The 22038-nt window shown below is 30.3% G+C and carries 21 protein-coding genes; 6 read left to right on the forward strand and 15 right to left on the reverse strand.

Annotated features, from left to right (window positions below; all coding sequences use genetic code 11):
• Nucleotides 1-140: 140 nt before the first annotated feature.
• Both B0A58_RS01830 and B0A58_RS01835 read right to left on the reverse strand, forming a co-directional pair.
• On the reverse strand, nt 141-548 hold the full coding sequence (locus B0A58_RS01830) for a hypothetical protein (RefSeq protein WP_014085400.1): 408 nt from the start codon (nt 546-548) through the stop codon (nt 141-143).
• A gap of 72 nt (nt 549-620) precedes the next feature.
• Nucleotides 621-1934, reverse strand: coding sequence for a phenylacetate--CoA ligase family protein (locus tag B0A58_RS01835; protein ID WP_089079641.1), 1314 nt, complete (start codon nt 1932-1934; stop codon nt 621-623).
• A 106-nt stretch (nt 1935-2040) separates the two neighbouring features.
• On the opposite strand from B0A58_RS01835, the gene purD reads away from it, so the two are divergent.
• Nucleotides 2041-3312 (forward strand): phosphoribosylamine--glycine ligase, encoded by a 1272-nt coding sequence (purD, locus tag B0A58_RS01840; protein WP_089079642.1) that lies wholly within the window; start codon nt 2041-2043, stop codon nt 3310-3312.
• Nucleotides 3313-3348: 36 nt separating this feature from the next.
• Here purD and B0A58_RS01845 read toward each other — a convergent pair whose 3' ends face one another.
• Complete coding sequence (locus B0A58_RS01845; protein ID WP_014085403.1) at nt 3349-3582, reverse strand: DUF6341 family protein; 234 nt, start codon at nt 3580-3582, stop codon at nt 3349-3351.
• 47 nt (nt 3583-3629) lie between these two features.
• Here B0A58_RS01845 and B0A58_RS01850 point away from each other — a divergent pair, with 47 nt between their 5' ends.
• Nucleotides 3630-4559: an LTA synthase family protein gene (locus tag B0A58_RS01850; RefSeq protein ID WP_089079643.1), complete on the forward strand. Its 930-nt coding sequence runs from the start codon at nt 3630-3632 to the stop codon at nt 4557-4559.
• Nucleotides 4560-4583: 24 nt separating this feature from the next.
• Here the strand turns inward: B0A58_RS01850 and gmk are convergent, their stop codons facing one another.
• The 3 genes from gmk to B0A58_RS01865 are packed head-to-tail and all read right to left on the reverse strand — an operon-like array spanning nt 4584 to nt 7865.
• Nucleotides 4584-5165 carry a guanylate kinase gene (gene gmk, locus B0A58_RS01855; protein ID WP_014085405.1) on the reverse strand — a complete coding sequence of 194 codons (582 nt, stop codon included), beginning with the start codon at nt 5163-5165 and terminating at the stop codon, nt 4584-4586.
• Between the two features lie 34 nt (nt 5166-5199).
• Nucleotides 5200-6990, reverse strand: coding sequence for a GmrSD restriction endonuclease domain-containing protein (locus tag B0A58_RS01860; protein ID WP_089079644.1), 1791 nt, complete (start codon nt 6988-6990; stop codon nt 5200-5202).
• Between the two features lie 14 nt (nt 6991-7004).
• Nucleotides 7005-7865 carry a YicC/YloC family endoribonuclease gene (locus tag B0A58_RS01865; protein ID WP_089079645.1) on the reverse strand — a complete coding sequence of 287 codons (861 nt, stop codon included), beginning with the start codon at nt 7863-7865 and terminating at the stop codon, nt 7005-7007.
• Nucleotides 7866-8101: 236 nt separating this feature from the next.
• Here B0A58_RS01865 and B0A58_RS01870 point away from each other — a divergent pair, with 236 nt between their 5' ends.
• The gene (locus tag B0A58_RS01870; protein ID WP_014085407.1) at nt 8102-9394 is read left to right on the forward strand and encodes an aminopeptidase P family protein; all 1293 of its coding nucleotides are present in this window, start codon (nt 8102-8104) and stop codon (nt 9392-9394) included.
• Between the two features lie 349 nt (nt 9395-9743).
• On the opposite strand, the gene B0A58_RS01875 is transcribed toward B0A58_RS01870, so the two are convergent.
• The gene (locus B0A58_RS01875; RefSeq protein ID WP_089079646.1) at nt 9744-10289 is read right to left on the reverse strand and encodes a DUF3575 domain-containing protein; all 546 of its coding nucleotides are present in this window, start codon (nt 10287-10289) and stop codon (nt 9744-9746) included.
• Between the two features lie 88 nt (nt 10290-10377).
• Nucleotides 10378-11427: a thiamine-phosphate kinase gene (gene thiL / locus B0A58_RS01880; protein WP_089079647.1), complete on the reverse strand. Its 1050-nt coding sequence runs from the start codon at nt 11425-11427 to the stop codon at nt 10378-10380.
• A gap of 179 nt (nt 11428-11606) precedes the next feature.
• Between thiL and B0A58_RS01885 the strand changes: the two genes are divergently transcribed.
• Nucleotides 11607-12680 carry a glycosyltransferase family 4 protein gene (locus B0A58_RS01885; RefSeq protein ID WP_089079648.1) on the forward strand — a complete coding sequence of 358 codons (1074 nt, stop codon included), beginning with the start codon at nt 11607-11609 and terminating at the stop codon, nt 12678-12680.
• On the opposite strand, the gene B0A58_RS17015 is transcribed toward B0A58_RS01885, so the two are convergent.
• Nucleotides 12665-13894 carry an O-antigen ligase family protein gene (locus B0A58_RS17015; RefSeq protein ID WP_089079649.1) on the reverse strand — a complete coding sequence of 410 codons (1230 nt, stop codon included), beginning with the start codon at nt 13892-13894 and terminating at the stop codon, nt 12665-12667. The genes B0A58_RS01885 and B0A58_RS17015 overlap by 16 nt on opposite strands.
• A gap of 54 nt (nt 13895-13948) precedes the next feature.
• On the opposite strand from B0A58_RS17015, the gene B0A58_RS01895 reads away from it, so the two are divergent.
• A complete protein-coding gene (locus tag B0A58_RS01895) occupies nt 13949-14464 on the forward strand; it encodes a hypothetical protein (protein ID WP_089079650.1) in 516 nt (171 codons plus the stop codon).
• Nucleotides 14465-14584: 120 nt separating this feature from the next.
• Here the strand turns inward: B0A58_RS01895 and B0A58_RS01900 are convergent, their stop codons facing one another.
• Genes B0A58_RS01900 through B0A58_RS01925 form a run of 6 tightly spaced genes read right to left on the reverse strand, consistent with a single transcriptional unit; the run spans nt 14585 to nt 21073 of the window.
• A complete protein-coding gene (locus tag B0A58_RS01900; protein WP_133063055.1) occupies nt 14585-15760 on the reverse strand; it encodes a hypothetical protein in 1176 nt (391 codons plus the stop codon).
• Between the two features lie 58 nt (nt 15761-15818).
• The gene (locus B0A58_RS01905; RefSeq protein WP_146870296.1) at nt 15819-17522 is read right to left on the reverse strand and encodes an LIC_10190 family membrane protein; all 1704 of its coding nucleotides are present in this window, start codon (nt 17520-17522) and stop codon (nt 15819-15821) included.
• Between the two features lie 24 nt (nt 17523-17546).
• Nucleotides 17547-18263, reverse strand: coding sequence for a class I SAM-dependent methyltransferase (locus B0A58_RS01910; RefSeq protein ID WP_089079701.1), 717 nt, complete (start codon nt 18261-18263; stop codon nt 17547-17549).
• Between the two features lies 1 nt (nt 18264).
• On the reverse strand, nt 18265-18987 hold the full coding sequence (locus tag B0A58_RS01915; protein WP_014085416.1) for a glycosyltransferase family 2 protein: 723 nt from the start codon (nt 18985-18987) through the stop codon (nt 18265-18267).
• Nucleotides 18984-19700 carry an FkbM family methyltransferase gene (locus B0A58_RS01920; RefSeq protein ID WP_068801160.1) on the reverse strand — a complete coding sequence of 239 codons (717 nt, stop codon included), beginning with the start codon at nt 19698-19700 and terminating at the stop codon, nt 18984-18986. Before B0A58_RS01920 ends, B0A58_RS01915 begins: the two co-directional genes overlap by 4 nt.
• 53 nt (nt 19701-19753) lie before the next feature.
• Nucleotides 19754-21073, reverse strand: a complete 1320-nt coding sequence (locus B0A58_RS01925) for an oligosaccharide flippase family protein (RefSeq protein ID WP_089079653.1) — start codon at nt 21071-21073, stop codon at nt 19754-19756.
• 81 nt (nt 21074-21154) lie between these two features.
• Between B0A58_RS01925 and B0A58_RS01930 the strand changes: the two genes are divergently transcribed.
• A complete protein-coding gene (locus B0A58_RS01930) occupies nt 21155-21904 on the forward strand; it encodes a WecB/TagA/CpsF family glycosyltransferase (RefSeq protein ID WP_089079654.1) in 750 nt (249 codons plus the stop codon).
• Nucleotides 21905-22038: the final 134 nt, after the last annotated feature.

Below are 22038 nucleotides of genomic sequence, written 5' to 3' on the forward strand. Positions count from 1 at the left end.
AAATAATCTTTTTTGATAATCACATTCAGAAACTATATTCGTGCAAAATAACACACCCCTTTTGTGGGTTGGGGGCTTCTAAAAGGATTTCGGCTACTATCCTAATGCAACATCCTGAAAACAATAGTATTCAACCCTTCTTAGCTAACCATAACACCCTCTACAAATAGCAAAGGCACTTCGGTTGCATTTTCGAGCGCTATACTATTCGCCTTGAAAGTATATTTTTTGTCATACAATTTATTGTCTATAAAAAACGTAACCATAAATTCATTGTGAAGTGCCAAAACACTTTTTTCTAACATCTCAATTTTTACAACCGACACGGGTTTTACTTCCATAAAAGCATGCCTAAGGATAGATGTTTTTTTCATCTCGCCATTGATGGTTCCAAATGCTTTTGACACAATCATTACGCTATCTAACTGATAATCTGAATCATTTATCAAATAAGCATACCAAACTTTTTCCATAAAATCATCGTTCCACTCTTGTACGGCAGCCAAATGAATGTTTTCAACAGTCGGGATCATGATGTCTTTTTGCATTTTGATTCAAATTTTTGGATTAATATTGACAAGGCAAAGGTAATGATTTGTTTTTTTGAAATAAAAGTCAAATCAACTTACTAATGAAATAAATTGTTTCAGTTTGCCACTTTTGCTTCTTATCAGTTTGTCTTTGCGAATAAACTTAAAGGATAATCCTTTTTCCAAATACTTTTCAATGGCTTGTTCTATACGTTCTATTTGATTAGAACTCAAAACACTATCACTCACATACTCAATTTCAAAAACAGCCGTTTGAAGTTGTTTGATTACAAACTCTTTTACATTGCCATCGTCATCAATGATGCTCTTGGTAATGTAATAAAACGTAAGTCCTGGCGATTTTTTGCCGCTTGGCAAAATAGCAATGTCGTTTGTTCTACCAACAAGTTGTTTTAAAATAGGTTTTTTTATCGTACTTTTTTCGTCTAAAATTCCTCTATCGCCAATGTCATATCGGATAAAAGGATGTGCCTTGTTAAACAAAGACGTAATTACAATGCGGCCTTCTTGTCCATTGGGCAACACCTTATTATGGTCGTCCAAAATTTCAACTAATATCGTTTCAGAATTAACCTCCCAGTTACCGTTTGGATGCTGAAAAGCAATCAAATCGAGCTCTGATGCACCATACTCGTTTACAACCGGAACTCCAAACTGGGTTTCGAGCAACAATTTATCCGATTCAAAAAGCATTTCGGATGTTGTTACCGTCACTTTTAAGGTTGGACAAACATCTTTAAGGATGATGTTTTGAGCTTTCAAAAATTTTGCAAACAAAACAATCGAACTGGTATAGCCGTTGATGTAATCAAATTGGTTTTTTTGAAATTTCAATAAAATGGTTTCTAAAATGGTATCAGACATATCAAAAATAGGAAAACGGTAGCGGTGGCTCAAAACGTCTTTGAGCCTTTCTTTGGTATGCCCAATAAAATCGAGCGGAATACCGTAAAATCGGGCCTGAAAAGATTGATCAAAATCAATGCCATACCATCCAAATCGATGGATAATACCACACCAAGTAAGTGCATGGCAGTATTTATCTTTGGCAAATACAAACGGGTCGCCGCTAGATCCAGATGTTTTATTGATAAAAACATTTTTTGGAGTATAGCCGTTTGACAGTCTTTGAGCAAGAGGTTTTTGAAAATCTTTTTTGGTCAAAATAGGTATGTCTTGCCAAGTACGTATAGTTTTTGATTGTAAAATAGCTTTATAAAAAGGGTTGTTTTGTTGATGAAAAAGCACAATATCGCTTTTTTTTTCATTAATATAATGATGGTATTGTGCTTCTGGAATTTTCAGAATGGTTTCAAATTCTGATTGAGCTTCTTTGATTGGAAAACCCGAAAATTTGAGTGATAACTGGAATAAAGAGACCATAAAGTGGGGCTTAGTAGGTTTGAAATGAAATATTTCAAAAGTATAAAAAATAAATTATTTTATCATTCTAAAACAAACTATTTTTGCATCATTAAAAACATACACAATGACAATTTTATTACTTGGTTCGGGCGGCAGAGAACATGCTATGGCATGGAAAATGTTGCAGTCCGACAAATGTTCCAAACTACTTGTTGCCCCTGGCAATGCTGGTACGGCAAGCATCGCAACAAACATCAACATTAGCCCCACAGATTTTGAGGCATTAAAACAATTGGCCATTGCCGAGCAAGTAGGTATGGTTGTGGTGGGGCCAGAGGATCCATTAGTTCAAGGGATTTATGATTTTTTTAAAAATGACGAAAAATTACAGCACATTCCTGTAATTGGGCCATCAAAAATGGGGGCACAACTAGAGGGTAGCAAAGAATTTGCTAAAGAATTTTTAGTCAGACATCAAATTCCAACGGCGGCATACAACAGTTTTACGGCAGCAACTGTTGAGGCAGGTTGTGCTTTTTTGGAAACGTTGCCACCGCCTTTTGTATTAAAAGCCGATGGATTAGCAGCTGGTAAAGGAGTTTTGATTATCCATAATTTGGACGAAGCCAAAACCGAGCTGCGTAACATGCTGGTGCATCAAAAATTTGGACAAGCCAGTACAAAAGTGGTTATCGAAGCATTTTTAGATGGAATCGAATTGAGCTGTTTTGTATTAACAGATGGTAAAAATTATAAAATATTGCCAACAGCCAAAGATTACAAACGCATAGGCGAAGGCGACACTGGCCTAAATACTGGGGGCATGGGGGCTGTTTCGCCTGTTCCATTTGCAGATGACGTGTTGATGGAAAAAATAGAAAATCGAATTGTAAAACCTACTGTGGCTGGGCTTCAAAAAGATGGTATAGATTATAAAGGTTTTATTTTTATTGGCCTGATCAATGTAGAGGGTGAGCCTATTGTGATTGAATACAACGTACGAATGGGCGATCCAGAAACCGAAGTGGTCATTCCTAGACTACAATCAGACTTAGTAGCGCTGTTTGAGGCTGTAAGTACACAAACTTTGGATAAAGTGGTTTTAGAAATAGATCCCCGAAGTGCCACAACCATTGTGGTGGTTTCTGGTGGTTATCCAGAATATTTTGAAAAAGGAAAAATCATTTCTGGACTAGATAGTATAGCAACATCATTGGTGTTTCATGCAGGAACAAAACTCGAAGGCAATCAAGTGTTGAGCAACGGTGGTCGTGTTTTGGCCATTACTTCTTTTGGTCAAGACTTTAGTGAAGCCGTAAAAAAATCTTATCAAAACATAGACAAACTACATTTTGATAAGATGTACTTTAGAAAAGATATAGGCTTTGATTTGTAAAAAAATAAGACATAAGCTTCTGAAAATTTCAGGAGCTTATTTGTCTAAATACGAATGTGCCGTAGTATCTTGATACTCGTCGTTGTTTGCTTTGTGTAATTTTAATTGTTTTATCCAATAAACAATATAATAAGTACAAATTCCCATAAAAATCCAATTGAAAATATTAGCAGCAAACCAGCTTTTTAATTCCAAATCTTTCAAGAAATCTTGAGGGATATAAAGTACCTTTTCAAACAACCATTGTATTCCTTCGAAAAATGCTTTCATATTCTATAAAAATTATATTTATATTTGCAAAAATATAAAATATCCGCATGATAACAACTATTTTTAAGAAATCTAATCCAATAAATTATATTTTGATTGGTTTATTGATAATTGGCTTCTATATTATTTACATTTTTAATCAAAAAATAGTTTTTTTCGACTCTTTTTTTTGGATAGAAAAAACCCTTTCGTTATTGGCAATCCTTGGATCGTTAATAACTGCCGAGTATATTACCCAAAAAAATGGTTTGAGCAAAGGAGGCACTTATTCTATATGTTTTGGGTTGATGTATTTTATTTTTTTTCCCTCTGTTTTTAATGAAACACGCATGTTGTGTGCCAATTTTTTGGTGCTTTTAGCAATCCGAAGGCTCATTTTGATGCAAACTTTAAAATTTCCAAAAGAAAAAATATTTGATGCCTCATTTTGGATTTTTATTGCTACCATATTTCATTTTTGGAGTATTTGGTTTTTACTTTTAGTATATGTAGCCATTGTTTTTCATGCTTCTAGGGATTACCGCCATTGGTTAATTCCATTTATTGCCTTGTTTTGTGTGCTTATTTTATTTGCACTTGGCAGTTTAATTATTAGTAAAAATTTGTTTTACGCTTTTATACAATCTACTCATTTTACATTCGACATCAATTATTTTGCTTCTATAAACGACAATATTAGTTTTTCCATATACCTTACAACCTTGTTGTTTTTTGCGGTTTCGCTACTCCTCTCGCTTTCAAAAAGACCTTTAGTACTAGGGGCTACCTACAAAATTGTGTTGTTTTGGCTGGCCATTGGTTTATTTATATTTGCTGTTTCGGCCCCAAAAAACAATAGTTTACTGGTATTTACCTTTGTCCCTTTGTCCATAATATGTACCGCTTTTTTAGAATTTGTTCCCTTGCAATGGCAAAAAGATACTGCCTTTGTTGGGGTTTTAGTACTGAGCATTGTTTCTTATTGTATTCATATTTAATTGATAAAAATAATTAAATTCTTATTAAATCAATTCATTATTAATAAAATCTAAAACAAGTTTATACGCTTCTTTTTTGGCGGTTTCCAAATCGTAGTTTTTAATTATGGTATCAAATTGGGGTGCTGTTGCCAGCTCTACATGGGCTTTTGCAATTCGCATATTGATTTTTTCATCGCTTTCGGTAGAGCGTTCTTTGAGTCGTCGTTTCAATTCATCAACGCTTGGTGGTTTTACAAAAACTGCCAAGGTTTCATCAGGAAATTTAGATTTGATTCGTAAACCACCCGCAACATCTATATCAAAAATAACATTTTTTCCTTTGTCCCAAATTCGGGTTACTTCGCTTTTTAGCGTGCCATAAAAATTGTCTCTATACACTTCTTCCCATTCTACAAAATCTTCGTTTTTGATGTGGTGTTTAAATTGTTCTAACGACATAAAATAATAATCTTTACCGTTTTCCTCCTCTCCCCTAGCCTGTCGAGTTGCTGCCGAAATAGAGAATTCTAAGTTTAAATTTTCGTGTTCCAACAAATGTTTTACAATTGTTGTTTTTCCTGAACCTGAAGGAGCAGAAAAAACGATAAGTTTTCCTTTTTGCATTTTTTTAGGTTTTAATAATGTTTTTTGGTGATTACTATAACGAAAAATAATAATTTTTAATTTTATTAGCAATTAATTTTCTCCTCATTGTTAAGAATTCATTGTAATCAATATAGTCCATTTTCAATATTTGTTCAGGTACACAATTCATTTTTAAATTGTCCAATAACTCATTCTCCGTTGCAATTCCGCTAACTTGTTGATTTTCATTATTAATTTGGTCGACAATTATTTTAAAATAATCTTTAGGAGGTTTATTTCCTACTTTAATATTAATTTCTGATTGCATATAAACATAATTTGCGATTTGATTGTATTTGCTTCTATCCAAACCATTTTTTTTCAAAAAATCTTTAGGAAATAAATGATGAATATCTCCACGAAGCGAAATTAAATCGCCCACTGTAACATCTTTAGAAAGAAATCCTTTATCATTAGTTTTGACTTGTGATGCTAAAAAAACATGAAAATAAGGGCTACTTGCTACTGAAGTATCTAAACTTTGAGGTAATGATGCGTTCCAAAATGCATCTGAAAGCTCTCCATCTTCTTTTTCTTTTAAATATACATCAAATGGTTTTTGTGCAATTTGTTTGATATCAAAATCAAAAGTACTTTCGGGTGAGCCAGAGTATCTACCTGTTAAAATTGAAAAAACTAACCATCTACGAACATAACTTTCAATGACTATAGCATTTACATTTAGATCTTTCAGTTTTAAATACACAATATAAGCAAAATTTAATGCGTTTTGCGAACGAATTAATTTTGGTGAAATAAATCCCGCCGATTTAACAATCATCAAAAATCGTTTAAAATTGGTTTCGTTTATAAAATTATAGACCCCTTTTTTTAATAAATCAAAAGATTTTTCAGCTATAGAATCTTCGTAAGTTCTCGTTTCAAAATTTCTTCCAGATAACAAACTGACCAAATCTGAAAGTCGTCCTCTATTAAATTGTGTAGTAAAAGCAACTCTAATCAAATCATTATAATCAGGATTATACAAATCTTCGTTTTCTGTTTTTAGCCATTGCATTTTTTGAAAAAAAGTCGTTTTTGAAAACTCAATATCGTTATCTACAATGTGTTTATAAAAATCAGGAGCAATTGCTAAATGACAAAAATAATCAATAGCTTTTCTTAATTCATCTCCTTTATATTCCGTATTAGAGGCTATCTTGCTCATGGCAAAATCTGCCTGACTCAAAACAACTCCTTTTGAATTAATTCTTATAAATATTTCTGTTACTGTTTCTATATCTAAATCTGAAGCTAGTTCTATTAAACCAATCTGTTTTTTAGGTATATTTACAAGTTTTGTAATAGTATTTTCAATTAATTCTTCATCAGTATCTGGATTTAATACTAAGTAGTTTCTAATGATTTTTAAAACACTTGAATTTCCATTTAAAATTTCAGAAATATCGGGTAACCAAGTTTTATCTTTGTTTATGGCAGGATTTTGAACTTCAAAACGCTCATTTATCGGATGAAATGCTATTTTTATTTTTACTCGTTGATAATTTTTATTAATCACATACTGTCCAAGAATTGCTGCGGTTAGGGCAGTAATCCGTTGTTGTCCGTCAATTAAAACTTTTTTACCTTCGCTTAATGTACCGTCTTTAAGCCTAACATTAGGATTTTTCCATGCAATAACATAGCCAATTGGATAGCCTTGATATAAACTGTCCATTAAATCTCTTACCTTGGAACTATCCCAAACAAAAGGTCTTTGAATCTCGGGAATTGCAATTTCGCCTGAAATAACCCAAGACATAATTGTTTCTATAAGGTGTTGATTTACAGAATATTTTTGCATTTTCCTATCTTATTTTAAAGCACATTCAATACTTGTTCTTTTATTTTTTCTAACTCGTCTTTCATCTGTACAACCAATTTTTGCATTTCGGCATGGTTTGATTTGGAGCCCATTGTGTTGATTTCTCGTCCCATTTCTTGAGTAATAAAACCTAGTTTTCGTCCATTGGCCTCTTGGCCTTCGAGGGTTTCGATAAAATAGTCCAAATGATTTGAAAGCCGTACTTTTTCTTCGGTGATGTCTAATTTTTCCAAATAATAAATCAATTCTTGTTCAAATCGGTTTTCGTCAATACTAACTTTTAGTTCATTGATGGCTGTTTGCAAACGGTCTTTGATGGCTTGCACCCTTTCTGGATCTAATGCCAATGCTTCTTGCATATATTGCTTGATATTGGCTATACGGTGTCTGAACTCTTTTTCGAGTGATTGGCCTTCGGAAATTCTAAATGCTTGGATGTTTTGTAGGGCTATTTGCACTGCTTTTTGTATTTCTTGCCATTCATTTTCATCAATTTCTTCTCGTTCGGTTTTTAGGGCATCGGGCATTCTTATGGCCATTTTCATCAACTCTGTTTGATCTGCAGTGGCATACACCTCTTGGAGTTGGGCTATATAAGCTTTTACAATTGGAACGTTTACTTTTGAGGTGGTTTGTTCGGTTACATTTTCTATAAATATCGAAAAATCAATTTTTCCACGTTCGAGTTTAGAGGCTATTTCGTTGCGTAATCCCAACTCCATTTCTTTATAAACAGACGACATCCGAACGTTTAAGTCTAATCCCTTGCTATTTAAGGATTTTATTTCTACGATTATTTTTTTGGTTGGCAACTGCAAATTGGCCTTGCCATAGCCTGTCATCGATTGTATCATATATTGGTTTTTCAAAAAAAAGTTGGGCAAATATACTAAAAAAGCCTTATTCATTTACTTTTATATCCCATACATCTTGAGGCGGTACTTTTTGTAACTACAATTTGATTTTGTAGATAAAGCCAAATTCATATCAATAAAAAATATATATTTGTATGTTGAAACCAAAAACATTTTGTTATTTTGATTCATTTATAGAACAAGTTTAAAAATTAAAAATTAAAAAATCATACCGCATGAAATATCATCTTATTGACAATCAGTTATTTATAAAAAACAGAGCCAAATTTGTTGCTCAAATGAAACCCCATAGTGTTGCGGTTTTCAATTCAAACGACATCTATCCAGTATCGGCAGACAGCACTTTGCCATTTGCACAACATCGGGATATTTTTTATCTTTCGGGAGTAGATCAAGAGGAAAGTATTTTGCTTTTGTTTCCAGACGCTCCTTATCCAGAGCATCGAGAAATGTTGTTTTTAAGAGAAACCAACGAGCATATTGCCGTTTGGGAAGGCGAAAAACTAACCAAAGAAGCCGCTCAACAAGTTTCGGGTATTCAAACCATACATTGGCTGCAGGATTTTCATAAAATTTTGAACGAAATGATGACTTATTCTGAAATAATGTACATCAATACCAACGAACATTATCGGGCAGCAGTAGCTACTGAAACCCGTGAGGCCCGTTTTGTAAAATGGTGGAAAGAAGCTTATCCTGCACATCAAGTTGCTAAGAGCAACCCTATTTTGCAAAGGATTCGATCTGTCAAAGAGCCTGAAGAGTTGGCCTTAATTCAAACGGCTTGTAACATTACTGAAAAAGGGTTTCGTCGTTTGCTTTCTTTTGTAAAACCCAATGTCATGGAATATGAAATTGAGGCCGAATTGATTCATGAATTTGTCCGCAATCGTTCCAAAGGATTTGCCTATACCCCAATCATTGCATCGGGCAAAAATGCCAATGTGTTGCATTATATAGAAAACAATCAACCGTGTTTGGCGGGCGATTTGATATTGCTAGACGTTGCTGCAGAATATGCTAATTACTCTAGCGATTTAACCCGAACAATACCCGTTTCGGGTCGTTATACCGATCGTCAAAAAGCGGTTTACAACGCCGTTTTGAAGGTGAAAAATGAGGCAACAAACCTATTGCAGCCGGGTGTTTTGTGGAAAGAGTACCACCTTGAAGTGGGTAAAATAATGACTTCGGAGCTGCTAGGATTGGGACTTTTGGACAAAGCCGATGTACAAAACGAAAATCCTGAAAAGCCCGCTTATAAAAAATATTTTATGCACGGTACTTCACATCATTTGGGCTTAGATACTCATGATTATGGCTTGTTGCACGAACCTATAAAACCCCACATGGTGTTTACCGTAGAACCTGGCATATATATACCCGAAGAAGGTTTTGGTATTCGATTGGAAGACAATGTGGTTGTACAAGAGCATGGAAATCCTTTTAATTTAATGCAAAATATTCCTATTGAAATTCAAGAAATTGAACATTTGATGCATGCATAAAAATGCTGTTGTTTGTAGCATTTTCCGTTAGGGATAGTAGTGAAAATCCTTTTAGAAGCCTCCCAGCCCCAAAAAGGGGTATGTTATTTTGCACGAATATAGTTTCTGAATGTGATTTTAAAAAAATATAATTTCACAATATTATATTTCTTTTGGAGTTCAAAGAACGTTGCTTGAAACGGGTAACCCGACCCTTGTGGGAACGTCCAAAAAACATTGAGGCTAGTTTAGCATTTAGCCCTAAAAATGATGCCTGTTTGAATGACATTAGCTATTGTAAAAAAAAAAACACCTTTTGTTTTGGTTACTACATCCAAAAACAAAAGGTGTTTTTTTGATTGTGCTAGGTCTAAAAGCGATAACCAATAGATATGCCGCCACGCCCCACATATTTGTAATCCAACTCTTTTGATTTTGGGTTGAATAAATTGCGACCAACACCAGAACTAATTTCAAAAAATATTCCTTTTTTATTGATCCATTTTCCTCCGATACCAAATCCTAGTGCAAAATCGGTTGATTTTTCGGGTTTGAAAGTATAGTAATTGTAATTGCCGTTTTCATAAGTATAAGCCAAATAATCTTTGCCTTGCTGTGTATTGAGCATTCCAAATCCTTCAAAGAAAAAACCGGCTGCGGGTTTTTTTCCAAAATACATTCTATAATAAGTTGTCAATCCAAAAACCTCGGACGTATCTTCGCTGTTTGCAAACATTAAGGAAGCACCAACACCCGAATCTTCGTTGAGTAATCGTTCATAAGAGGCGTCAAAAGCACCTAAAACGAGGTAGAGAGCATTTAATTTAAGTTCGTTTTTTTTTGAAAAATTATCTTTTTGTTGAGCTACTACTACACTTGAAATAAGAAGTGTAAGTAAGATGAATTTGTTTTTCATTTTTAAAAAAATTAAGTTGTAAGTTTGTTTTATAATAAGTACAAAAGTATTAAAAAAAACTTTTATCTATCATATTTATCTATTAAAATTATAAAAATTCGCTATTTTCCCAACCCCTGGCTTTCAAAGGGATTTTAGTATTGGCTCGTGTAATCAAATGAATACCGTCTGATTGGGGCAGGATATGCCCAATAATACTAAAATTTGGGTTGCCTTTAATTTTGTCGAAATCCGTAATTTGAATAGTAAATAAAAGTTCAAAATCCTCGCCTCCACTCAAGGCCACGGTGGTACTATCGAGGTTAAATTCTTCGCAAGTGTTCATAAACTGCGGGTCGAGTGGCAATTTGTCTTCATACAAATGGCAACCCACTTGAGATTGTTTGCAAAGATGCAACACTTCCGAGGCCAAACCGTCTGAAATGTCTATCATGGCCGTTGGCACTATCTCTAGAGCATGAAGGAGCGTTCGAACATCTGTTCGGGCTTGTGGCCGAAGTTGCCTTTCTATTAAATAAGCATAGGCTTCCAAGTCGGGTTGCACGTTTGGATTTACAAGAAACACTTGTTTTTCTCGTTCTAGCACCTGAAGCCCCATATATGCGGCGCCAATATCGCCAGAAACTACTAGTAGATTAGTGTCTTTTGCCCCATTTCTATAAACAATTTCGGCCTCATTTGCCATGCCCAATGTGGTAATACTTATGATAAGCCCTTTTTGTGAACTTGTTGTTTGTATGCCCACAAGGTCTAATGTATAATCTAAAGTGGCTCTTCGGATTCCATCAAAAAGGTCGTCGAGAGCCTCGAGGGTAAAACGGTTTGAAACGCCTACCGAGACTGTAATTTGAGTTGGGCGGGCGTTCATGGCAGCTATATCCGAGAGGTTGGCCACTACGGCTTTGTAACCTAGATGTTTGAGCGGCATATAAGCCAGGTCAAAATGAACCCCTTCTATCAACAAATCATGTGCAACAAGGGTTTTTTGATGATCAAAATCCAATACGGCAGCATCGTCTGACATGGCGTTTGTTGTAGAGGGTTGAGAAGGGCAAAAAGGTTGATTCAAATGATGGATAAGAGCAAATTTGCCCATTTTTTCTAATGTTGTGCGTTGTGGATTTTTATCTTGAATCATGGCAATTACAGTTGATTTTTTGGGTACAAATATACAAAGTATCTTCTTATAAAGCGGACAGCCCCAAAAGCGTTTTTGGAATTTTAAATAATAAATACGTTTCTGTTTGATTTTTTTATACATTTGCGGAGGTAATAAAAACGGGATGTTATGAAAACTCGAGTAAACAATGATGATAAATGAAAATAGTATTAGACAACATTATTTTTTCTAATGTAAATAATGGTGGCGTTTCAAATTATTGGTTTGAACTTATCAAATATATAGAGAATCAAGATATTGAAGTTACTTATATAGAAAATCAAAAAATGGAGTCTAATTTTCATAGAAATCAATTGAATATTTCTAGTGAAAAAATATTTAAAACAAAATATCAAAAATGGAATAGGTTATTGCCAATAGATTATAACATTGAAGATGAAATCATATACCATTCTAGTTATTATAGAGCATTGACCCATGCTAAAAATGCTATAGAAATAACAACCGTACATGATTTTATACATGATTTTTTTTCTCCAATATACAAAAGAAAACTTCATAATTATATTAAATATGCTGCAATAAAAAGAAGCAAAGGCGTTATTTGTGTTTCTAACAATACTTACAAAGACATGCAACGATTTTGTCCAACAAAACCTCATCAACAAACTGCTGTTATTCCAGTTGGGGTTAGTGATGATTATTTTCCGAAAGAAAATACTCTACAAGATTTTGCCCAATTAAAAGAATGGAATATTGAAAAAAATGGATATTTATTGTTTGTTGGAGGAAGAGTTAATTATAAGAATTTCGATTATGTATTGGAAGTTATCAAACACACTCATTTCAAACTTGTTGTAGTTGGCGGTGGCCGTTTTAATAAAATAGAGTTGAAAAAAATGACTTCAATATCTAGTGCTATTTTACATTTGGATAATGTGTCAAATGCCCATTTGAACTTGCTTTATAACAATGCATTTGCATTGATTTATCCTTCTAAATATGAGGGTTTTGGCATTCCTATAGTAGAAGCCATGAAATCTGGTTGTCCTGTAATTGGTTTTAATCAACCCATAATTAAGGAAATTGTTGCAGATGCTGCTTTATTGCTTAATCATTTAGACCCATCGGCATACATTTATTTTGAAAATTTATTAAATAAACAAACGTATAGAAACGAAATAATAGCAAAAGGGATTGAAAATTCTAAAAAATACAGTTGGACTAAATGCAGTAAAGAGACTTTAGAATTTTATCAATCATTAAGTTGATGGTATTGATATTTATGGTTGAAATAATAAGTAAAAAATAGTAGGTTGAAAAAAAACACTCCATTTTGTCTGTAGAAAAAGTCTTCGGTAAAATTCAAAATAAAAATATTTAGCATGATAATAGAACAGAGTAACTGGTTGTATTTGTAAATAAAATTAGTAATTTTGAATACCCATATAAAATATATACACAGCCCTAAAAGGCCACTTGACAAAAGTATATAAAAGAAATAGTTGTGCGTTAATTTAGGATTTTTATAAAAATCGGAATCGTATTTGCTTTTGTAACAATCTAATAATTCCGTCTGAAGTTGGGCAAAACCAACACCAAATAATAAGTTGGGTTTTGCAACATCTACACTACATTCAAAAATGGCTCGTCTGATGTTTGTAGAGTCGTAAGATTTTCCTTGAGGTTTAGAGCTATAAGACTCTACCAATTCTACAAACCTTTTTTCTACACCAGGAACATTATAACCAAAAATACCAAAACATGTAATGAATATAAAAAACACCAAGTATCGTAAATACTTGGTTGAATGAAGTTTAAATAAAATGATGTAAGATATTAAGATAAAAATAAAGATAATATTTATTTTGACGGATAACATGAAAGTGATAGTAATATAAAAAACAACGTATATCATTTCCGAATATTTTTTTTGGTAAATGAATTTTATAAATGAATTGAAAATACATAAAATTAATATCGATGTAAAATAAGTAGGATGTATCCTAAAAATTGGAATTTCGTTGTAAACAAAATTTCTAAATTTAGGAACTTTATAACTATATAAAAATAAATCGAAAAAACTATATTGATTTAGGAATAATACAATATAAGTAATACAAATAATAAGACAAACATATTTTAATAAATTCAAATATAAGGTAACATTTTTATTTGTAAAAAAATTTATAGGTATATTGTTAAAAATAAAAGGTATTAAAAAGAAATATAGTGCATTTTTAATAGGAGTTAAATCGCTGAAGTTGGTCATTCTTAATATACAAAAAATAAGAATTATCCAAAAAGGTATGCTGTATATAATGATATTTTTATCAAAATTAAATTGTTTTTTTTTATATTGAACAAAAAGACAAACTAAACTTGTGATTATGAAAATGGCATTGTTTATATTCTCTTTAAAGAAAGGAAAACAAAAAAACAAGCAAAACAGAATAAATAAAAAATTATTAATAAAATTGTTCATGCTATAAAAAATATTAATACTTTTGCAAAGTTAATATTTTAATTTAAACAAAAAATGAAAAAAATAATTGGTTTAGTTTTATCTGCTTTGATAATTGTTTCCTGTGGAAAAGAAAAGAAAACAGACTCTGAACAAGAAACCCTTGAAGTGAGTGGGGATAAATTTACTTTAGAAATAGAAGGAATTTATGAAAAAGACGATAGTTTGATTGTTTTTTATGAAAACGAAGGTTTTTTTGTACATGATAAACCTACAAGTGTGAAAGTAAAGGGGTCTCCATTAAATCAAAAAATAATTGTGGATATGCCAAAAAATATTTTTCCAAGTAACTTTAAAATTACTGTAAGTACTAATAAAGATCAGAAAAATTTATTAATTTCAAATGTAACCATCAAAAATGGCAAGTTATTAATTGATGGTAGTAATGATAAATATTCTAAATTATTTGCTACTGATGAATCATTTTCATGGGATGAAAAAAATTCTAGATTTACATTAAACCATTCTAATAAATATCCGCCATCATTTATAGGAACAAAAGAGTTAATAGGTTTATTAGCCACCGAATAAAATACACCCTGTATAAATAGAAAAGCTGTTCATATCATAAATGAACAGCTTTTTTTGTATTATATCAAATAAGTTGTAGGGATTATAACACCAAATACACATATAATTTGTGGAATTCTTTTAAATCTGGGCTTTTCTAACATTTATAACTTCATAATATATTAGCCATATAAAGAAAAAGAATTCGGGCGGAAAGTAATGCCCGTCTCGAAATAGTTTTAATAAAATATAAATAATCAACCCTTGAGATAAATAAAATTTTTTGTTTAAAAAATACTTTTTGGAATGCCATAAAAACATAATTACCACAAATATTCCAATATAGCCTATTTCAGATGCCATTCTTGTAAATAATGAATTGGCATCGTTTGCATTTGTATCTGCTCTTTTCATGACATATAAATATTTTGGAGGTGACATTCTGTGAAAATAAACATTTTTATGAACATATACATGGCTTCCAATGCCACTACCAAATGGGTGATCCTGCAGGTTTTGATTGGCAATAAATACATTACTTAATAATGCATAGGAACTCAAATTTGTATATTCTTTAAATTTTCCGGTATTGACGGCATTTAACGACTCTATTGTATCATCAACTCTTAACTTAAAAAAATTATATTCATTGTAAATATATACAAAGGTTATTAAAATAAATGGTATCGAAATTAATAGGAATAATATTCTTTTTAATGAAATATTAGGTAAAATAAAAATTAAAGCTATCCCTAAATATCCAAGTGAGGAACTAGAAATAATTAAGGTTATAAAAATTATCAAAAACGGAATGTAGTTTTTTATTTTTAAGTAGTAATAACAAGCCGGAATGACTACAATGGCATAATGTGCTGGCTCTGTAAATATGCTACATAATCGCTGATCGCCCTGGGGATTAAATGAAATACCCATAAAATACATTGGATAAGCAATAATTGCTGCCCATAAACTCATTTTTAAGTATATTTTTTTTATAATAATAAAATCAAACATCGGAATGAAATTATAATAATAAACGCCAATGATAGATATGCCAATGATTTGAGCTAAAGCATAATTTGGAGGAATACCAATAATGATATTTGCAATCAAAGCGTGTATTAGAAGCGATACTAATACGATTAAAAAGTATTTATTAATATGTATGGTTTTATTTATTAAAAAAACCAAAGTATAATTTAAAATTATAATTAGGTATAATAATTTTAAATCTATAATAAAATGAAAAAAAAAGGCTTCGGTAAAAACTGCAAAAATAGATGAATACAATAAATATTGCTTTAAATTATAATTCAATTTTTTTGATACAACCATAGATGTGTATGATTAGGGAATATGTTATTATTTTAGCTAATTATTGTTTATTCTCAAATTTAAAACCATCTTGTAATGACTCTCCTCTTAATTTAAGATTATTGCTTAAGAAAGGTGAACAAGGAACTAAATCGTAACATCTCTGAATATTATTTGGTCCAACTCCATATAAAATGATTTTTTCGTTTTTAGAATTAAAATAGATATTGTCTGTAAATTCTGATCCACTGCGTCTTACATGCTTTTTATAATTTTTTGGCAATATAGCATAGGTATTTATTTTATCAAACTTGTAATCCTTCGTAAATAGCAAAAAAGACTTATCAATAAGTATTAAAAGTATGGACAGTATAAAAATAAATTTGACATAATCAAGATATCGTATTTTTGCAATAATTTGTTCAAAAAACATAAAAAAAATAGCACTATTTAACAATAAAATAAATGAAAACGAAAAACGAAAATCAGGTGCTAAAATAAACCAAAATATAAAGCACAAATAACAAATAAAAATTGAAAATATAAATGATTTTTTAAAAAAAAGTTTGTTTTTAAAATATTTTATTAAGACAAAAACAGGGGTTAATATTGAGATATAAAATAATATTTTGTTTTTTAAAATTACTGCCTCCCACCATATAGGAAACCATTCAGCAAATGATTTTCCAAGTACTTCTTCATGTTCCTTAAATGGTATTCTTGCCCATGAACTCACCCATTTTTTAATATCAACAACGTTTTCTACGGGTACTTTCCAATCAAAATTAAATAAATCTATATATTCAAATGGATACAAGACATAACCTGTAAGAATTATGTTTCTAATTATCCATGGAAATACAAGCACAATTGCATAAATAAGCGTATTTTTTAAAATAAATATCTTATTTTTGTTTTTTTGATGTAATGCAAACAAACTAAGTACAATAACAGGAGTCATAGAGAGTTTTAAAGTAATACAAAAAAAGGGGATTATAATATATAGCAAATATTTTTCTTTGAAATTATATCCTAGAATTAATAATTTAATAAAAATAAAGGAAGCTAAAATATTTGGCATTAAATCAGTACCTGGTGAAGATATGTCTAATGTATATTGCTCAAAAAAAAAGTAAATAAAAAAAAGGCTAATAAAAGACACTATACCTTTATGTTCAAATGAAATTTTTATTAACCAGATGAAAAATACTAATGATATTAATGCATTAATAATGTAGAGTGATTGATTGAAAAAAGTAGAAAAAGTAAAAGCAGCACTTAATACGAGGATAGAAGAATTAAATCCAAAACGATTATTAAAATTAGCTAATCCAGGCACTACACTATATAGTTCGTTCCATCGTATTGCGGCAATATGGTATAAATCAGAATCGAAAAGTTTTGGATAAACTAAGGATGAGAACAATATTATTAGCGTAATTAATACAATTGCCAATAAATAATATTTTTTATTTTTGTAATAATTACAAAGAATATTAAACTGATTTTTAAAAATATTTGTATTTTTTTTATATAAATAATAAAATAAAACAATTGATATTAATATCAATAATATTAATGCTATTCCATCTGTTGGAAAGAATAAACTCCATAAATTAAGAAAACTTCCTGTTATAGAAATTCCAATAAAAAAAGAATCAAAAGTGTCATAATAATTATAGCTATCTATTTTTAGTACAAAAGATTTTCCAACTATGGTAAAAATAAAAAACATTATAGCAAAGCATATTAAGTATATAAGCATAAAATTAATTTTTAAGTACTACATTTATTTCTTAGAAACATTTATCACGGAAAGCCCAATTTTATTGAAAGTAATATAATCTGCAAATTTGAATATTGGGACTAATAGATTGAATATACCCATTTGACCTTCTGGAATAGTTTTTTTCTTTAAGATATTTCCAGAAAAATACCAACCAAAGATTCCTATAAAATTAAAAGAAAACGTATGTTGAATTGTTAAGCCATTTTTTGAAATTATTTTTTTTAAGCTATTTGGAGTATATCTTCTAAAGTGTTCTAACTCAACATCAAACGAGTTGAATAGGGCTTGATAAGCTGGGACTAGAATGATCAGTACACCATTTGCTTTTAGTAATTTTTTACAATTCGCAATGGCTTTTTCATCATTTTCTATATGCTCTACTACGTTTAAAGCAAAAACTGTATCAAACGTTTCTAAATACTCTTTATACTGTGAATCAAAATTTGGATGAACCAAATCAATCTTTACAATTGGGTTAGTATATTTTTTTTTTAGGATTTCGCAATAATTTTCTCTTAAATCACTTAGTGTAATATCATATTTATCTTTAATAAAATACTTAGAAATATTACCTATACCACTTCCTATTTCAAGTATTTTGCCTTTACAATTTTTTTTGATGGTATGATACATCCATTCGTTAAATTTATCTGCTTTTTCTATCACGTTTAGTGTGATATGTCCTTCTACATCTATTTCTTTTATATTATGCTCCATCTTATTTTGCTTTAAATAAACCATATTTTATTATACAATATATCGCTCTAAAACCATCTTTCCATCCAATTTTTTTACCTTCTTCATAAGTTCTACCATAATAAGAAATGCCTACTTCGTAGATTCTAATTTTGGGTATTCTAGCAATTTTGGCTGTTATTTCAGGCTCAAATCCAAATCTATTTTCTTTTAAAGATAAGGACTGAACTATTTTGGTGTCGAATAATTTATAACAAGTTTCCATATCTGTCAAGTTCAGATTTGAAAACATATTGGATATAAAAGTCAAAAATTTATTTCCAATTGTATGCCAAAAAAAGGAAATCCGATGAGGCTTTCCTCCCATAAATCTACTACCATATACAACATCTGCAAAACCATCTACAACGGGTTTCAACAACAAATTATATTCTTGTGGATCGTATTCTAAATCTGCATCTTGAATTATTAAAAATTCACCCGTTGCTTTTTTTATACCCGTATGTAATGCTGCTCCCTTTCCTTTATTTTGATGATGCTTGTAGTATTGAATATTCAACTCAGCATTGTTTTTAATGTAAGATAATACCGCTTCCTCTGTATTGTCATTAGAATAATCATTAACTATAATTATTTCTTTTTCTATTCCTGCTATAAGTTGAGTTTCTTTTAACTTATTTAAAATAATATGTATTGTTTTTCCCTCGTTGTAAGCGGGTATAATTACAGATAATTTGTGCATCATAATTTATCTTTTTTATAAAAAATCCCATCTACCTCTAGTTGTTTTCCTGTTGAATGATCAAAAAAACCATTTTCTATGGCTAATAGTTCAAATCCTAATTGTTCTATATTTGATTTCATTTTTTCAAATGTTATTGTCCCTTTATAACTTGGTATCAATGACATTTCTATTTGTATTCCTTTTATTTTATTTAAGGAATTAGTAGCTCCTTTCAATACAAATTCTTCGTATCCTTGAGTATCTATTTTCATATAAATATTGTTACCACTTATATTTAAACTTTCAAAAATAGTATCTAAAGTTTTTACTTCTATTGCTTCTTTTTCTATGAATTTTGCTTTTGGTGCTGCCTGTGTTAGCAACGGCAAGTCATCAAGCATAGAGCTACTTACAGAATTATGTGAAATATTAATATAGGTTTTTTCGTTTTTATCGCCCAAAGAATAATTATAAACACTCCAATTTTTACTTTGTTTTGCATTTTTTTGCAAAGTTTCAAAAGCTTTTTGAGTTGGTTCAAATGAAATGATAGCTCCTTTGTAGCCCAAACTCCTCATCAAACATCCATATTGACCAATATTTGCACCAATATCTAGTATTACATCTATGTTATGGTACTCTAATAATTTAATTCTTCTTACTAATTCATCATTTGGATATTTTATTACATCTATATGAAACAAGCTATTTAAACTTCTTTTTACTTTAAGCAAAAAATTTTTATTTTTGTATAAAAATGAATTCATTTATTCCTTATAATTATTAATTAAATTTTGTCTAATATATTGTAACAGTATTTTGGTATTAAAATAGCCCAAATTATACTAATGATTACTGAAGACAAAACTACACTATTTATTCCAAATTTTAAATTAATTAAAACTAAAGTTAATGGAATCTTAAAAAACAACCCTATTATTAGTAAAATCATATAAAAATTAAGTTTGCCAATTCCGTTCAAAAAATTGCTGTAAAAACTAAAAAATATTCGCAATGCGGTGAGCAATGCTACCCAAATGATCAAACTCGATGAAGTAGTCAAACTATTTCTTGTCCATAATTTTAAAATATAAGGATATAAAAAACCAGCAACAACAATACACAACACCATGACAACAAATAGTCTATTGAATAATTTAAATTGTTTTAATAATTTTTTTCGTTCTTTTTCTAAGTAATTTTTTGTAAACATACTCCAAAGAGGCGAAAATGCAGCAATAATTATCATTAATGGAAACTGAAAATATTTTGTAACAAAATCATACGCTGCAATATGATTTGGTCCAAAATAATAGGAAATGATATAACTATCTATTGTAAAAATAAATATCATCGAAAGTTGAATAATCATATATTTTGTTCCCAATTTGATACTTTCTAAAAATAATTTTTTTGGAAAATCACCTTTTATAAATAGATTCATTTTTTCGATTATAAAAAATCGTATGGTAAAAAATAAATTTACTATAAAGCAAAAACCGCCATTGATAATTGTTATTGCAATTAATTTATTTGAATATGAAATATTTTTGTAAAAATGATGTAAAAAAAACAATAATATCATAAAGCCAAACTGATTGATGAATATTGAAAGCTCGGCATATTTCCCTTTTAAAAATGCAACATATAATGATTTATGAATGTTTGCTATAAAATTTAGGCAAAAAAATAAAAAATTTAGTAGAAATAATTTTTTTAAATAATTTTCAGGATAGATATTTAGATTGAAAATGGTTCCCAAGTGATTTGTAAACACAAAAAAACTAAATATTAAAAAAAGTAATAGCGCAATATAAGCCGATGTTTTGTAAGTAGATTTGATGTATAACTGTACTAATTTTGTATTGCCTTCTAATATCAAATGGGGTATTTTTGTTTTTAGTGCACTTTGAATACCAAAATCCATCAATAAAACCCATTGAAACATTGTAAATACTAAATTCCAAAGACCATAATTTTCTTTATCCAAATATCGTAATAACAAACTCATTGAAACAAACAATGACAGTCCTGATAGTGATTTATAAAATCCACTTAACACAATATGATTGTTTTTTAAACTAGATAATGTAAAATATTGTGTCATGTAAAAGCTTTAAAAAAGAATGCAAAGTTATTCTAATTTTTTGTTATTTTTGTGCTGATTTTAATAAATAATCTATTCTGAATGACCTATCAATCTGTTTCTATTTTAGGAATACCTTTTTATAAAGGCAAAGCCAATCAAGTGTTTGATTTATTAAATACGAGCGGAGGCCTGCTTACGGTGCCTGCAGCTCCTGGACTTGCCAATATTCCAAACGATGCCCACTATTATCAGGCCTTGCTCCATTCGGATATTATCATTCCAGATAGTGGTTACATGACCCTGATTTGGAATCTTTTTTTTAGTCCAAAGCTTCACAAAATTTCTGGATTAGAATTTATCAACTATTTTATTGACAATATTTCAAGTTTGAAAAATAAAAAAATATTTTTGATCAACCCTTCAGATTTGGATGGTCAAATCAATCAAAAATATTTTGAAAGTCTTGGCCATACCATTTCCGACCAAAATGTATATACTGCTCCTTTTTATGAACAAAACACTCATGATGAACAGTTGTTAAATCAAATTAATTTACAAAAACCAGACTGGATTATTATTAATATTGGTGGCGGTACTCAAGAAAAATTAGGCCTTTTTTTAAAACAAAATTTATTTTACAAACCAGTCATCATTTGCACTGGAGCCGCTCTTGCTTTTAAAACAGGGCGTCAAGTTCAAATCCCAAAATGGATAGATTATATTTATTTAGGTTGGTTACACAGATGTATTTCAAGCCCAAAAAACTACATCCCAAGGTATTGGAATAGTTTTAAATTGTTCTTCTTGCTAATTAAATACCAAAACAAACCTATCACCGATATTTTTTAATTACTAACGCTTTTTTGGTAATTATACCAAATATACAATATAAAATAGCCCAATCTATTGGGTCATTTTTGCTAAAATGAGTCAAAAAATATAGTTTCGTAGCCCAGCTATGCAACGATTTATTTTAATTTTTT

Origin of the sequence: Flavobacterium branchiophilum NBRC 15030 = ATCC 35035 (assembly GCF_002217205.1) — a bacterium.
Taxonomy (GTDB): domain Bacteria; phylum Bacteroidota; class Bacteroidia; order Flavobacteriales; family Flavobacteriaceae; genus Flavobacterium; species Flavobacterium branchiophilum.

Bases quoted from the DNA above. Each gene is read 5' to 3' on its own strand.
- B0A58_RS01830 (WP_014085400.1), bottom strand. From the start codon at position 548: ATGCAAAAAGACATCATGATCCCGACTGTTGAAAACATTCATTTGGCT.
- B0A58_RS01835 (WP_089079641.1), bottom strand. From the start codon at position 1,934: ATGGTCTCTTTATTCCAGTTATCACTCAAATTTTCGGGTTTTCCAATC.
- purD (WP_089079642.1), top strand. From the start codon at position 2,041: ATGACAATTTTATTACTTGGTTCGGGCGGCAGAGAACATGCTATGGCA.
- B0A58_RS01845 (WP_014085403.1), bottom strand. From the start codon at position 3,582: ATGAAAGCATTTTTCGAAGGAATACAATGGTTGTTTGAAAAGGTACTT.
- B0A58_RS01850 (WP_089079643.1), top strand. From the start codon at position 3,630: ATGATAACAACTATTTTTAAGAAATCTAATCCAATAAATTATATTTTG.
- gmk (WP_014085405.1), bottom strand. From the start codon at position 5,165: ATGCAAAAAGGAAAACTTATCGTTTTTTCTGCTCCTTCAGGTTCAGGA.
- B0A58_RS01860 (WP_089079644.1), bottom strand. From the start codon at position 6,990: ATGCAAAAATATTCTGTAAATCAACACCTTATAGAAACAATTATGTCT.
- B0A58_RS01865 (WP_089079645.1), bottom strand. From the start codon at position 7,865: ATGATACAATCGATGACAGGCTATGGCAAGGCCAATTTGCAGTTGCCA.
- B0A58_RS01870 (WP_014085407.1), top strand. From the start codon at position 8,102: ATGAAATATCATCTTATTGACAATCAGTTATTTATAAAAAACAGAGCC.
- B0A58_RS01875 (WP_089079646.1), bottom strand. From the start codon at position 10,289: ATGAAAAACAAATTCATCTTACTTACACTTCTTATTTCAAGTGTAGTA.
- thiL (WP_089079647.1), bottom strand. From the start codon at position 11,427: ATGATTCAAGATAAAAATCCACAACGCACAACATTAGAAAAAATGGGC.
- B0A58_RS01885 (WP_089079648.1), top strand. From the start codon at position 11,607: ATGAAAATAGTATTAGACAACATTATTTTTTCTAATGTAAATAATGGT.
- B0A58_RS17015 (WP_089079649.1), bottom strand. From the start codon at position 13,894: ATGAACAATTTTATTAATAATTTTTTATTTATTCTGTTTTGCTTGTTT.
- B0A58_RS01895 (WP_089079650.1), top strand. From the start codon at position 13,949: ATGAAAAAAATAATTGGTTTAGTTTTATCTGCTTTGATAATTGTTTCC.
- B0A58_RS01905 (WP_146870296.1), bottom strand. From the start codon at position 17,522: ATGCTTATATACTTAATATGCTTTGCTATAATGTTTTTTATTTTTACC.
- B0A58_RS01910 (WP_089079701.1), bottom strand. From the start codon at position 18,263: ATGGAGCATAATATAAAAGAAATAGATGTAGAAGGACATATCACACTA.
- B0A58_RS01915 (WP_014085416.1), bottom strand. From the start codon at position 18,987: ATGATGCACAAATTATCTGTAATTATACCCGCTTACAACGAGGGAAAA.
- B0A58_RS01925 (WP_089079653.1), bottom strand. From the start codon at position 21,073: ATGACACAATATTTTACATTATCTAGTTTAAAAAACAATCATATTGTG.
- B0A58_RS01930 (WP_089079654.1), top strand. From the start codon at position 21,155: ATGACCTATCAATCTGTTTCTATTTTAGGAATACCTTTTTATAAAGGC.